Source organism: Xanthomonas hawaiiensis (assembly GCF_031834635.1).
GTDB classification, from domain to species: domain Bacteria; phylum Pseudomonadota; class Gammaproteobacteria; order Xanthomonadales; family Xanthomonadaceae; genus Xanthomonas_A; species Xanthomonas_A sacchari.
In genome coordinates this window covers 615,591-629,726 of the sequence record NZ_CP115873.1, presented here as the reverse complement: position 1 = coordinate 629,726, position 14,136 = coordinate 615,591, and the positions used below count along the sequence as shown (strand labels likewise).

Annotated in this window: 7 protein-coding genes and 1 pseudogene; 2 read left to right on the top strand and 6 right to left on the bottom strand. The window is 69.9% G+C overall.

The window, feature by feature from the left end; all coding sequences use genetic code 11:
* Positions 1-215 precede the first annotated feature (215 nt).
* Both PG878_RS02765 and PG878_RS02760 read left to right on the top strand, forming a co-directional pair.
* On the top strand, positions 216-1,610 hold the full coding sequence (locus tag PG878_RS02765) for a C40 family peptidase (RefSeq protein WP_209032279.1): 1,395 nt from the start codon (positions 216-218) through the stop codon (positions 1,608-1,610).
* The gene (locus tag PG878_RS02760; RefSeq protein WP_209032280.1) at positions 1,607-2,710 is read left to right on the top strand and encodes a dipeptide epimerase; all 1,104 of its coding nucleotides are present in this window, start codon (positions 1,607-1,609) and stop codon (positions 2,708-2,710) included. The genes PG878_RS02765 and PG878_RS02760 overlap by 4 nt, the downstream gene beginning before the upstream one ends.
* Before the next feature lie 333 nt (positions 2,711-3,043).
* Here PG878_RS02760 and PG878_RS02755 read toward each other — a convergent pair whose 3' ends face one another.
* The 6 genes and pseudogenes from PG878_RS02755 to PG878_RS02730 form a co-directional block, all read right to left on the bottom strand.
* Positions 3,044-4,051: a glycoside hydrolase family 43 protein gene (locus PG878_RS02755; protein ID WP_244672721.1), complete on the bottom strand. Its 1,008-nt coding sequence runs from the start codon at positions 4,049-4,051 to the stop codon at positions 3,044-3,046.
* Positions 4,052-5,569: pseudogene (locus PG878_RS02750) on the bottom strand (MFS transporter); the annotation flags it as partial.
* The gene (locus tag PG878_RS02745; protein ID WP_425611772.1) at positions 5,535-8,231 is read right to left on the bottom strand and encodes a glycoside hydrolase family 3 protein; all 2,697 of its coding nucleotides are present in this window, start codon (positions 8,229-8,231) and stop codon (positions 5,535-5,537) included. The gene PG878_RS02745 and the pseudogene PG878_RS02750, both read right to left, overlap by 35 nt.
* Positions 8,231-9,925 carry a glycoside hydrolase family 43 protein gene (locus PG878_RS02740; RefSeq protein ID WP_209032282.1) on the bottom strand — a complete coding sequence of 565 codons (1,695 nt, stop codon included), beginning with the start codon at positions 9,923-9,925 and terminating at the stop codon, positions 8,231-8,233. The genes PG878_RS02745 and PG878_RS02740 overlap by 1 nt, the downstream gene beginning before the upstream one ends.
* A complete protein-coding gene (locus PG878_RS02735) occupies positions 9,925-11,904 on the bottom strand; it encodes a sialate O-acetylesterase (protein ID WP_209032283.1) in 1,980 nt (659 codons plus the stop codon). The genes PG878_RS02740 and PG878_RS02735 overlap by 1 nt, the downstream gene beginning before the upstream one ends.
* Entirely contained in the window at positions 11,901-14,021 is a 2,121-nt protein-coding gene (locus PG878_RS02730) for an alpha-glucuronidase family glycosyl hydrolase (RefSeq protein WP_209032343.1), read from the bottom strand. Before PG878_RS02730 ends, PG878_RS02735 begins: the two co-directional genes overlap by 4 nt.
* Positions 14,022-14,136: the final 115 nt, after the last annotated feature.

Genomic DNA, 14,136 nt, shown 5'->3' with positions numbered 1-14,136 from the left:
TGCGGGATCCTGCATCTTGCCGAGCGGACGCGGCACTGCCGTGCGTTGCCTGCACGTTCCCCAGCGCCATCGCCACGCTTCCCCTGTGCAGTCGGGTGTACCACGCGTTCGCAAAACCTGTCAACGCAGCGCCTTGACAGGAAAAAACCGGGAATCGAAGATCCTGACGTCGGCGCGCAAGATGCGCCGGCCTTCTTTCCAGACAGCGGGATGCCATGATCACGATGCGCGGCCTGTGCCTGTTGCTCGCCATGGCGGCGAGCGCCGGCATCGCACCAGCACGCGCCACCGACGCCATGCCGCTGCAGGCACAGCCGGCGCAGTTGCAGGCCGCGCATTGGATCGCACGGCTGCCGGCGGCGGCGCCGCCGCTGCTGGAGGCGACGCAGCGCGCGGCGTTCAACGCCCGGCTGCTGCGCGACGATCCGTCGATGCACGATCTGGCGACGCTGCCGGCGCAACTGCCCGCCGCACAGGTGCGCGCGCAGATCCTGGCGCTGTCGGCAGCGCCGTCGCGCACGCTCTACGACACGCAAGGCACCGTCCTCGACGCCGCGCGCCTGCAGGCGCTGCAGCACGCATTGGCGCTGGATGCGCTGCCGGCACAGGTGCAGCCGCGCTATGCGCTGGTGGTGCAGCGCGCCGACCTGCGACGCTTCCCCACCGCCGAGCGCGTGTTCAGCGACCGCGCCGATCGCGACATCGACCGCTTCCAGGAATCGGCCCTGTATCCCGGCAGCGCCGTGGCGATCCTGCACGCCAGTGCCGATGGCCAGTGGCTGTTCGTGCTGGCGAACAACTACGCCGCCTGGATCGCCCGCGACCTTCTCGCCGAGGGCGAGCGCTCCAACGTGCTCGCCTATGCGCAGCGCACGCCGCGGCTGCTGGTCACCGGCGCACGCGCGGCCACCGTGTTCACCCCGGAACTGCCGGACGCCTCGCAGGTGGCGCTGGACATGGGCAGCGCGCTGCCGCTGCTGCGCGACTGGCCGCCGCAGAACGCGGTCAACGGTCAGTCGCCGCTGGCCGCCTACGTGGTGCAGCTGCCGCTGCGCGACCGCGACGGCCGGCTGCAACTCGTGCCGGCGCTGGTGCCACGCAGCGCCGACGTCGCCGAGGCGCCGCTGCCGGCCACGCCGCAGATGCTGCTGCAGCAGGCGTTCAAGTTCCTTGGCGAGCGCTACGGCTGGGGCAACCGTTACGACGCGCGCGACTGCAGCGGCTTCGTCGTCGATCTGCATCGCAGCCTCGGCATCGAGCTGCCGCGCAACACCGGCGACCAGGCGCGCAGCCCCTCACTGATGTCGGTGCCTTACACCGCCAGCGACCCGCTGCCGCAGCGGCGGCAGGCATTGGCGCAACTGCGCGTCGGCGACCTGGTCTACATCCCCGGCCACGTGATGCTGGTGATCGGCCACGAAGACGGACACACCTGGGTGATCCACGACGTGGCCGGCGCCAGCTACCGCGACGCGTCCGGCCAGTTGCAGCGCGTGCGCCTCAACGGCGTGTCGGTGACGCCGCTGGAACCGCTGCTGCTCGGCGACGGCACGCCCTTCATTGAGCGCATCACCCGCATCCAGCGCCTGCGCGCGCCGACCACCGAATGAAGATCACCGAGATCCGCCTGGGCATGCTGCGCGTGCCGCTGAAGACCCCGTTCAAGACCGCGCTGCGCACCGTGCAGGCGATCGAGGACGTGGTGGTCATGGTCCACACCGACGACGGCCGGATCGGCCACGGCAGCGCCCCGGCCACCCCGCCGATCACCGGCGACACGCACGGTTCGATCATCGCGGCGATCGAACGCTGCCTGGCGCCGCGCCTGATCGGCGAGGACATCGCCGACCTGCAGCGCCTGCGCGGCCTGATCCAGGGCGCGCTGCAGCACAACAGCAGCGCCAAGGCAGCGATGGAGGTCGCCGTGCACGACCTGTGGGCGCAGTCGCACGGTGCGCCGCTGTACCAGCTGCTTGGCGGTGGCACCCCGCACCTGACCACCGACCTCACCATCAGCGTGAATGCCGTGGACACGATGGTGGCCGACGCGCTGTCGGCGCTGACGCGCGGGTTCGTGGCGCTGAAGATCAAGATCGGCACCGATCTCACCGAGGACATCGCACGGGTCAAGGCGATCCACGCCGCGGTCGCCGGCCGCGCGCAGCTGCGGCTGGACGCCAACCAGGGCTGGACGCCGAAGCAGGCGGTGCAGGCGATGCACGCACTGGAGCGAGCCGGGGTGACGCTGGAACTGCTGGAGCAGCCGGTCAAGGCAGGCGACGTCGATGGCCTGCAGTACGTGACCGAGCGCGTGCAGACCCCGGTGATGGCCGACGAGAGCGTGTTCTCGCCGGCGCAGGCGATCGCGCTGCTGCAGCGGCGCGCGGCGGACATCGTCAACATCAAACTGATCAAGGCCGGCGGCCTGTCCAACGCGCTGCGCATCGCCGACATCGCCGCGGTGTACGGGGTGCCGTGCATGATCGGCTGCATGCTCGAATCGAGCATCGGCGTGGCCGCGGCGGCGCACCTGGCGGTGGCGCGTGCGGACGTCATCACCAAGGTAGATTTGGATGGACCGTCGCTGGGGGCGTTCGACCCCGTGGTCGGCGGGGTGCAATTCGACGAGGCGCAGATCCGCCTCGGCGAGGCGCCCGGGCTGGGGATTCGCGAGATCCAGGGGTTGGAGCTGTTGCCGCGGTTGGTGTAACGACGCTGCGCCTGATCGGCTGGCTGGCTATCGCAATTGTGGGACTGACTTCAGTCTCGATTGCTGTCGCAATCAGCCATTGGATGGCTCCACTCGTCGGGACTGAAGTCCCTCCCACAGCGCACCCGGCGGGCTCGCCGCAAGTCCATTCCCCAGTGCAACTGGCAGGCTTGCCGCAAGCCACTGTGGGAGGGACTTCAGTCCCGACGCATTGCGCCATCGGAAAGCGCACGACTTCGCGCGTCTTAACTGCATGACAGTTGACTCCAACAGAAGGTCAATGCGCCGCCTGCAGACGGCGCAGGGGGCGCAGTGCCACCTGGCGACGGTCCTTCAGCCGCCATAAGGATCGACAGTGCGGATGCTCCCATCCGGCTCGACGTGCAGCGGCGTGCACTTGACCGAACGCAGGTGGGTCACGCCGCCGGACAACAGGGCATCGTGATAGAACAGGTACCACCGGCCCTCAAACTTGCAGATGGAGTGATGCGTGGTCCAGCCCACCACCGGCTTCAGCAGCACGCCGCGATAGGTGAACGGTCCATACGGGTTGTCGCCGATGGCGTAGCACAGCAGGTGCGTGTTGCCGGTGGAGTAGGACAGGTAGTAGCGGCCCTCATCCTTGTGCAGCCACGGCCCCTCGAAGAAGCGCCGCGCGTGATCGTCGGCGCGTAAGGGCTGCCCGTGCTCGTCGAGGATCACGATTTCCCGCGTGTGCTCCGCCAGTCGGGTCATGCCAGAGTCCAACCGAGCGATCCGCGGCCCCAGCGCCGGCGTATCTCCTTGCGGTTCGGCATGCGCCGCGTCATAGCGATCGTCGCGATGTTTCTGCAGCTGCCCGCCCCAGATGCCACCGAAGCAGAGGTAGTGCGTGCCGTCGTCGTCCTCGAACACGGCCGGGTCGATCGAGTAGGTGCCGGCGATCGGCTCGGGCGCGGCGACGAACGGGCCTTCCGGGCGGTCGGCCACCGCCACGCCGATGCGGAACAGATCCTGCGCGTCCTTGGCCGGGAAATACAGGTAATAGCGGCCGTCGCGATGGGCCGCGTCCGGTGCCCACATCTGCCGGCTGGCCCAGGGCACGTCGCGCACATGCAGGGCCACGCCGCAGTCGGTGGCCGCGCCGTCCGGCGCGTCCATGCGCAGCACGTGGTAGTCCTCCATGCCGAAGTGCCCCCCGTCGTCGTCGAACGGCGCGCCGCTGTCGATGTCGTGCGACGGATAGATGTACAGGCGCCCCTCGAACACATGGGCCGACGGATCGGCCGTGTAGATGTGGGTGACCAGCGGTTGTGAGATGGCGCGTGCCGCGAGATGGCCGAGGTCGCTGAGGTCACGCATGTCGCTGTCCTGGCGACGTGCCTGCAGATCGTGTTCGATGCGACGTTCCATGCGTTTGTCGATCCGGTAGAAGCACAGCAGCGCCACCGCGACCAGGAACGGTAGGGCGCTATAGACGCTCACGGTCAGGCGGATACCGTCCACCACGGCCTGCGGCTGCTGTGGCGCGCCTGCCTGGTAGCCGTGGTGCGCGAGGATGCCGGCGACCAGTGCGCCGCCGATGCTGAGGCCGATCTTCAGCCCGCACAGCATCGCCGAGAAGATGATCGCGGTGGCGCGGCGATGGTTCTTCCATTCGGAGTAGTCGGCGACGTCAGCGATCATCGCCCACAGCAAGGGGATGGTGATGCCGTAGCAGAAGCCGTGCAGCATGAAGGCGCCGAAGGCCACGCCGATCGCGGTGGGCGGCAGGATGTAGAACACCAGCAGGAACACGGTAGAGACCAGCAACGCGCCGCCGAAGGCATCGCGCTTGCCGAAGCGGTCGGCCAGGCGCCGGGAGAAGCCGATGCCCAGGATCATGCACAGGATGCCGCAGGCATTGAACAGGCTGAACGCCGAGGTGGCCGGATCCTGCGGCCAAGTGAAGCCGGACAGGCCCCATCCGCCGAGCAGCGCGTTCACGCCGCCGATGAAGCCGTTGAAGCCAGAGGCATCGAGAAAGCCCGCCAGCGCGGCCCCGCTCAGGTAATACTGGAAGTAGTAGATGTAGGTGCCGCCCTTCAGCGCCAGGTTGACGAAGACCAGCACCGTCAGCGCCAGCATCACCTTCCACGGCCGGTTGTGCAGCAGGTCGGACAGGTCCTGCAGCACGCCGGCGCTCTGCTCCTTGGCCGGGACGATGCGCTCGCGGGTGGTGGCGAAGGTGATCAGGAAGAACAGCGTGCCCACCACCGCGAACACCGTCATCAGGCGCTCGAAACCGCGCACGTTGTCGCCATCGCCCAGGATCAGCACCAGCGGCAACAGCAGCACCTGGATGATGAACTGCGCGATCATCACCGCCACGAAGCGGTAGGCCGACAGGCTGTTGCGCTGGGCCATGTTGCCGGTGAGCACGCCGCTGAGCGCCGAGTACGGCAGGTTGTTGGCCGCGTACACCAGCATCAGCAGGCCATAGGTGGTCAGCGCGTACAGCACCTTGCCGCGCGCGCCCAGGTCCGGGGTACTGAAGGCGAGCAGCGACAGCACGCCGAACGGGATCGCCGTGCACAGGATCCAGGGCCGGAACTTGCCCCAGCGCGTGGCCGTGCGGTCGGCGGCGATTCCGATCAGCGGGGTGAACACGAACGCGCCGAGCAGGCCGATCACGAAGATGATCGTCGCCGCCGTGGCGGCCGGCAACCGGTACACATCGGTGTAGAAGAAGGCCAGGTAGGTGATCAGCGTCTGGAAGATCAGGTTCGCCGCCAGGTCGCCCAGGCTGTAGCCCAGCTTCTCGCGCACCGACAGCGTGTGCGCGGCGGTCTCCGTACTGCGGGGCTCAGTCACGGCGCGCCTCCACGGTGAAGCGGGCATGCACGCGGGCATCGGCGCTGGAGCCGCCGATGCGCACTTCGTAGCCCCCCGCCGGCACGACATACGCGCCGCGCGCCTCGTCGTACTGCCGCAGCGCCTGCTGCGCGTCCAGTTCGAACGTCAGGGTCCGGCGTTCGCCAGGGGCGAGGCGAACGCGCTGGAAACCGCGCAGCGTTTGCTGCGCGTCGCCGGGCGCGGCCGCCAGCCGCCGCACGTACAGCTGCGCGACTTCGTCGCCGGCGCGCTTGCCGGTGTTGGCCACCTCCACCTGCACCTTGAGGCGTCCGTCGTCGGCGATGCGCGGCGCATCCAGGCGCAGCGTGCCGTAGTCGAAGCGCGTGTACGACAGGCCGTGGCCGAACGGATACAGCGGGGTGCCGCGGAAGTAGCGGTAGGTGCGGCCCTCCATCGCGTAATCGTCGAACGCGGGCAGCGCCTGGTCCGCCCGGTAGAACGTCACCGGCAGGCGGCCCGCCGGATTGACCTCGCCGAACAGCGCCTGGCCCACCGCGGTGCCACCGCGCTGCCCGGGATACCAGCTCATCAGGATCGCCGGCAGATGCGCCTGCGCCCAGTCCACCGCCAGCGCCGAGCCGCCGGTCAGCACCAGCACCACCGGCTTGCCGGTGGCGTGCAACGCTTCCAGCAGGGTGCGCTGCGGCGCCGGCAGGCGCAGGTCGGTGCGGTCGCCGCCGGCGAAGCCCGGGTAGTCCACCTTCATCTCCTCGCCCTCGACATCGCCGGTCAGCCCGCCGACGAACACCACCACATCCGCGCTGCGCGCGGCATCCAGCGCCTCGTCGAACGGCGGCTTCGCGCCGGGCATGCGCCAGCCCAGGCGCACGCCGGCGTCGCGCTCGGCGTCGTAATACTCCAGCTTCACCGCATAGGCGCGGCCCGCCTGCAGCTCCAGGTCCACGCCGTCGGCACGCATGCGGTCGCTGTCGGTCCAGTGATCCAGCACCAGCTTGCCGTCCACATAGAGACGGAAGCCGTCGTCGGCCGCCGCCTCGATCCGGTAACGGCCCGAGACCGGCGGCAGCAACTGGCCGCTCCAGCGGATGCTGAAATGATCGTTGGGAATGCCCTGCCCCGGCCCCGCTTCGCCGCGGGCCAGCAGGTTGTCGGTCGGCGAGCCGCGGTCCCAGCGGAAGCCGATCTGCGCGTCGGTGCGGACCAGCGCCGGAGTCCCCGACAGATCGGGCGTGCGGAAATATTCGCCGCGCAGGCCGCGTTCCGGCGAATCCGGCGAGGGCCGCAGATACGTCGGCTCGATCAGCGGCGTGGCACTCGGATCATCGCGCCCTTCGACCAGATCCACGCCGCGCGCATAGCGCACCTCGATGCCCTTGGCCGCGTCGCGGATGCCCTGCAGGATGGTCACCGGGGCCGCCGGCGTGCCGAAGTAGTTGCCGAGCAAGGCCATGGTGTCGTCGGCAGTGGGGCCGACCACGGCGATGCGTTTGAGCTTGCGCGACAGCGGCAGCACGCCGTCGTTCTTCAGCAGCACCAGCGATTCCTGCGCGGCCTGCAGGGCCAGTGCATCGTGCGCGGGCGCCTGGTTCACCGACGCCGGAATCCGTGCCCAGCGCACGCGTTCGGGCGGGTCGAACATGCCCAGCCGCATCCGCGCGGCGAACAGGCGCGTCACCGCGTCGTCGATCTCCGCTTCGTCGATCAGCCCCTGGCGTACCGCCGCCGGCAGCGTGGCGTATTCCTGGCCGCACTCGAGTTCGGTGCCGTTCCTGACCGCCAGTGCCGCGGCCGCCTCGCGGCTGGGCGCCAGATGATGATGCTTCCAGATATCGACGATGGCCCAGCAGTCCGAGACCACGTAGCCGGTGAAGCCCCAGTCGCGGCGCAGCACGTCGCGCAACAGGAACTGGCTGGCGCTGGCGGACTCGCCGTACACGCGGTTGTAGGCGCCCATCACCGCATCCACCTTGCCCTCCTTCACCAGCGCCTCGAACGCCGGCAGGTAGGTGTCGTACAAATCGCGCTTGCTCGGGCGCGCGTCGAAGTGGTGGCGGTCGGCCTCCGGGCCGCTGTGCACGGCGAAATGCTTGGCGGTGGCGTCGAGCTTGCGGTACACCGGATCGTCGCCCTGCAATCCCTGCACGAAGGCCACGCCCATGCGCGCGGTGAGGTAGGGATCCTCGCCGTAGGTTTCCTGGCCGCGGCCCCAGCGCGGGTCGCGGAAGATGTTGATGTTCGGCGACCAGAAGGTCAGCCCCTGGTAGCGGCCGTGCGCGCCCTCGCGCAGGAACTGGTGGTGCTTGGCGCGCGCCTCGTCGCTGATGGTGCTGGCCACCTGCCCCATCAACGGCACGTCGAAGGTGGCGGCCAGCCCGATGGCCTGCGGAAACACGGTGGCCTGCCCGGCCCGCGCCACGCCGTGCAGCGCCTCGTTCCACCAGTCGTAGGCCGGCACGCCCAGGCGCTCGATCGCCGGCGCGGCGTTCTGCATCTGCGCCGCTTTCTCCTCCAGGGTCATCTGCGCGACCAGCGCCGCTGCCCGGGCTTCGAAGCTGGCCGAGGTGTCCTGCCATGGCTTGGTGTCCGCGGCATGGCTCACGCCGGCCAGCGCGGTGGCGGCGCACAGGGCCAGCGTGCGGAACAGGCGGCCACGAACACCGCTGCGAAAGGAAGACCTGCGCGTCATCATCGTTTGCTCCTGGGGGCGCGCTCGTCGCGCGCGAAAGGACCGAGCAGGGCGCCCACGAAGCCGCCAGCACGATCCGTACTCAACACGGTCCCGTCGACGTCGTCGGCGAGGGTCTGCCAGCCCTGCCCCGTGCCGGTGTCGAACGCGAACGCATACGTTCCTTCGTCACCGGAGATCTTCAGGCGCAGCGCGCTTGACGCGTCCAGTTCGCGGCTGGCCAGGGTTCTGGTCGCGCCCTTGCCCGCGCGCGCTTCGAGGAAGACCACCACGCGATCGCGGCCCACGCGGCGCACGCCAAGGAAGTACCACCCATCTTCGTTCTGGAACGCCGCGAGCCCTGCTGCCACGCCCGCTGCCGGCCGTGTCAGTGCGGTGCTGGCCTCGAATCGCAGGTGCTGCTGGCGACGCCCCAGGAAGGCGGGGTTGCGCAAAGTGTCCAGATCTTCCGGCAGCGGATGCACGGCCAGACTGCCCGGACGCGTGCGCAGCTCCGCCCAGTCCTGCTTGGGCACGCGCACGCGCAACCAGCCGCGGCCGAGCGTCGGCGCATCGAACTCTTCGCGCTCGACAAAATTGCCGGTGGACGGCGCCTGCGACGCCTCGCCCTGCATCCACGACGGCGCCTGGACCGCATAGGGAATGGCCTGCCCGGCCGGCAGGATCACCGGCCAGCCGTCGCGCCACTGCACCGGCAGCAGGTAGGTCTCGCGCCCGGTGTTGTAGTGGCGCACGTCGTAGGTGCGGCTGGCCAGGAACACCGCCCACCAGGACCCGTCGGGCCCTTCCACCAGATCCGCATGCCCGGCATTGGCGATCGGCAGCGGCCGCGCGTCGGGCAGGTCGCGCTGGGTGAGGATGGGATTGCCTGCGTACGGTACATAAGGCCCCCACACGTCGCGACTGCGCAGCACCACCTGCGAGTGCTGCGGCCCGGTGCCGCCCTCGGCATCGGAGAGGTAGTACCAGCCATCGTGGCGATACAGATGCGGCCCCTCGATCCAGATCGGATGTTTTGCCGGCTCCACGCCGCCGTCGATCAGCACCTTGCGCGGCCCCACCGGGGTGAAGGTCGCCAGGTCGAGTTGCTGCATCCAGATCGCGCGGTGGCCGTCGTAGCGCGCCGGGCCGGGCGGCGCGTCGTTGTTGAGCAGGTAGACGCGGCCGTCCTCATCGAAGAACAGCGACGGATCGATGCCGCCGATGCCCGGCAGCCAGTGCGGGTCCGACCACGGGCCAGCGGGATCGCGCGCGGTGGCGATGAAGTTGCCGCCGCTGTCCACGGCGGTGGTGACCACGTAGAACATCCCGTCATGGTGGGAAATGGCCGGCGCGAAGATGCCGCGCGACACGCTCAGGCCATCGAAATCCAGTTGCGTCGGCCGCTCGATCACGTTGCCGATCTGTTTCCAGTGCACCAGGTCCACGCTCTCGAACACCGGAATGCCGGGGAAGTAGGTGAAGCTGGAATTGACCAGATAGAACCGCCCGTTCGCGCGCACGATGCTAGGGTCGGCGTGGAAGCCGGCCAGGATCGGGTTGCGGTAATGCCCGGCCGGCAGCGGCGCCTCGAAGGCCGCGTCGCGCCCGACGTAGTCGAACCAGTCGAAGTAGACCGGCGGCGCAGGCGCGGCCCACAGCGGCTGCAGCGCCGCGGACAGCAGCAGGAGGGCCGTGACGAGCAGCGAACGCATCAGGGCACCTCTGCAGGAAGGGAGAGTTCGAACGGTCCCGCCGGCGCGCCGGCACTGTCGCGCAGCGTGCAGACCGGGCCATCGGCCCAGCAGTAGCGCACGCGCATGGCGGATGCGGCCTGCGGGCTGCGCAGCACCACGTCGCGCCCGTCCAGCGCGGCGTCGGCATAGGTACAGCGCTGCGCCTGCGCATCGCAGAGTTCGAAGCCGATGGGGCCGTTGGCGCCGGTCGTGACCAGGCGGCCGACGATGTCGTCGAACGCGATCCGCACCGCGCCCTGCGCGCGCGATGCCGTGTGCGGCGTGGGACCGGATGGCGCCAGTGCGCGTTCGCCGTAGACCACGTGACGCGCCACCCGCGCCAGGCGCCTTCCCAGTTCCTGCTTGTTGGGCGGATGGATGTCGTAGGCATCGCCGATGTCGATGGCCACCGCGAGGCCGCTGTGCGGGTCTTCAGCGGCGACGCGGCGCTGCGCCTCGCGCACCTGCGCCCAGCCGCTCTCCACCGGGGCCTGCGGCGGCAGGCCATAGCCGGCGAGCTGCACCACCAGCAGCGGCATCGTTGCGCCGAACTGCCGGCGCCAGTCGTCGCGCAAGCCGCGCAGACGCGTCGCGTAGGCGGCGCCGTCGCCGGTGTTGGATTCGCCCTGGTACCACAGCATGCCGCGCAGCCCGTAACGCCCCAGCGGCGCGATCATGCCGTTGTACAGCGTCGACATGCCGGAGGCCGCATGCCACGGCGCCAACGGCGGTGACTGCGGATCGGGAGCGACCCGGTACTGCCAATGCCGATCCAGAACGATACGCGTGCCATCGGCCAATTCCACGGCATGGGCACTGGCGGGGCCTGCCAGTCCACCCTCGCCGTAGGTATCCAGCACGTTGACCACCACCGTGTTGCGGCCCGCCTTCAACAGGCCGGGCGCAAGCGCATACCGGCGTGGATCGCTCGGCGCGTTCTGGCTGCCCACGGCCACGCCGTTCACCCAGGTGACATCGGTCTCGTCGACCGGCCCCAGCACCAGCCGTGCGCCCTGCGCCGCCTGCGCGGCGCTCAGGGTGACCTGCGTGCGATACCAGACCATGCCGTTGTAGTCGGCGAGCGCCGGTACGCCCCAACGCTCCCACGCGCCAAGTGTGGCCGGCGCGTCCTGCCACCCGGTGCTGTCGGCACCGGGCTGCCATGGCGTATCGCCCGGCCTGGCACCGGCGCGTGTGGTCCACCATTGCTGCCAATGCCGGCCCCAGCGCGCGCTCGCCGCGACGGGGTCGGTAGCAGACAGCGCCAGCACGTCCAGCGCCTCGTCCATGCCGCCCTGCGCACGCAGGGCGTCGGCGCTGGTCCAGGCCTCGATCCGCGCACCACCCCAGGCCGCCTGGATCAGTCCCATCGGTACCTTGACCGTCTTCTGCAACTCGCGCGCGAAGTAGAAGCACGCGGCGGAAAACGCGCGCACCGTGTCCGGCGCCGCGGGTTGCCATGCGACTGCGCTCGGGAACGCCTCCTGCGGCGTGACCGCCGCGGCCTTGGGCACGGTGAACAGGCGGATCGTCGGCTGGATGGCGGCAGCCAGTTCGCGGCTCGCATCCAGCGCGCGCCACACCGGCAGCTCCATGTTCGACTGCCCGGAACACAGCCAGACATCGCCCACCAACACATCGCGCACGACCTGGCGCGCCTGTCCCGCGCGCACGGTCATCTCATAAGGACCGCCGGCGGCGACCGGCTTGAGCGTGGCACGCCAGCGGCCGCCGGCATCGGCACGTGCGCTGACGGACTGGCGGGCGAAGGTCACCGACACCGTGGCACCCGGTGCGGCATTCCCCCACACCGACAGCGGCCGGTCGCGCTGCAGCACGGCGTGATCCTGGAACATCGGATGCAACAGCGGCGGCGCCGCGTCTTGCGCCATGCCGGGCGTGGCGCTGCACGCCAAGGCCGCCGCCAGCAACCAGCCCCTCCACGTGGTCGGCTTCATCGTCCATCTCCAGGTGCGGAAGGAAACTGCAACGCCTGATACCAGGCCAGCGGATGCGGCGGCGGCGCTTCGCCTGCAGGCAACGGCCGTCCGCTCACCGACTGGAAATACGCCACGCTGGCATCGCGCCACCACTGCGCCTCGCGCAGTTGGATGCGCAGAAACGCCGCCACCTGCGCATGCCGCTCGTCGTCCACCTTGCCACGCAGGCCGTCCCAAGTGGCCTGCATGGTCTGCACCTGGCGCACGCCCAGCGAATAGCGGCCGACCAGTTCGTCCCACAACGGCCGCCCGGAGGCCATGCGGTGGTCCCACGGCACGTGGTGGAACCACAGCAGGAGCGACTCGGGCACCCGCGCCGGATCGCCATATACCGACGCCACCGCCGGCGCGTACTGGCTCACCGCATTGCTGCCGCGGGCGGTGCGGTCGAAGCCGATGCCGTCGCGATCGGCGCGGTGGTAGTACACCGAGGTCCAATCCGCGCGCGGGCCGCCTTCCACCCAGGGGCCGGGGCCGTAGTGGTGGCCGCGCGCCATCAGGTGGTGCAGGCCCAGCGGGGTCATGTAGTTCACCGCGGCCTCGCGCGAGGCCATCATCATCCCGACGATGGGCTGCACCACCTCCGGCGCCGGCGAGAACGTCATCGCCGCCCATTCCGCCGCGATGGCGCGGGCGGAGCGCTGCGGATTCCAGGCCAGACGGCCGAAGGCATACCAGTTGGCCTGATCGAAGTGCGAGCCGCTCCAGGTGCGGTCGTTGCCGATGTTGGCGACGCCGGCGATGCCGGTCAGGGCATGGCCTTCCAGCGAGCCATCCACCACGTCCGCCACCGTGGAGCCCGCACCACGGGCATGGGTGTCGGACTGCAGCACCTCCTCGTACAACGGCCCCAGGTACACCAGGTGCGTGGCGAAGCCCAGATACTCCTTGGTGATCTGCAACTCCAGCATCAGCGGCGTGCGCGGCATGGCGCCGAACAGCGGATGGACCGGCTCGCGCGGCTGGAAGTCGATGGGCCCGTTCTTGACCTGCACGATCACGTTCGGGCGGAAGGCGCCGTCGAGGCCGACGAACTCGGTGTACGCCTGCATGGCGCGATCCACCCGCACGTCGTGCGCATAGACGAAGGCCCGCCACATCACCACGCCGCCGTGCGGCGCCAGCGCATCGGCCAGCAGGTTGGCGCCGTCGGCGTGCGAGCGGCCATAGTCCTGCGGGCCGGGCTGCCCCTCGGAGTTTGCCTTGACCAGGAAGCCACCGAAATCGGGAATGCGCGCATAGATCTCGTCGGCCTTGTCGCGCCACCAGCGCTGCACCGCCGGGTCGCGCGGATCGGCGCTCTTCAGCCCACCCAGTTCGATGGGGGCGCTGAAGCGTGCGCTCAGGTACACGCGGATGCCGTAGGGCCGGAACACGTCCGCCAGCGCCGCCGCCTTGTCGAGATAGGCCGGCGCCAGGCTCTGCGCGTTGGCGTTGACGTTGTTCAGCACCGTGCCGTTGATGCCGATCGAGGCATTGGCGCGCGCGTAGTCGGTGTAGCGCGGGTCGCGCCATTCCGGCAGGCTCTGCCAATCCCACAACGAGCGGCCGGCATAGCCGCGCTCGACATGGCCGTCCAGGTCGTCCCAATGGTCGAGCACGCGCAGTCGGATCCGTGGCGACTCGTGCAACGCGAGCGTGTCCAGCGGTGCGCCGGTCTGCAGCAGGCGCAGCAGATGGAACACCCCGTACAGCACGCCGATGTCCTGGCGTGCGCCCACCAGCAGCACCGCGTGCCCGTCGATGCGGGCGCGCTTGAGCAGGTAGCCCTCCTCGCCCAGCGCCGCGATCTCCTCGCGAAATGGCGCAAGCGCTGGCGACGACTGCGGCGTGCCCAGCACCACGGCGTGATCGCCGGTCGCCGCGGCCTGCATCGCCGGTGCGCGTCCGAACAGGCCGGTAAGGCCGCGCACCAGTTCGTCGCGCGCCACGCGCTGCGTCGGGGTCCGCGCCGGCGCCACCACGGCATCCAGGCGCATGCGCGCGTCCGTCGTGCGCGCGGCGCCTTGCGGCGGCAGATAACGCAGCCACAGCGCCGCGCCGTCCTCCGCGCGCACGCTGCCCGCGCAGGCCATCAGCGCGATGGCAGCACACGCCACCCAGTGACACCGAATGACATGCGAATGCCCACCGAGCAGCGCCAGCAAACCTTGTAAGCTGCCGGCGTGCCCGCGGCGCGGCAGCGTCAGC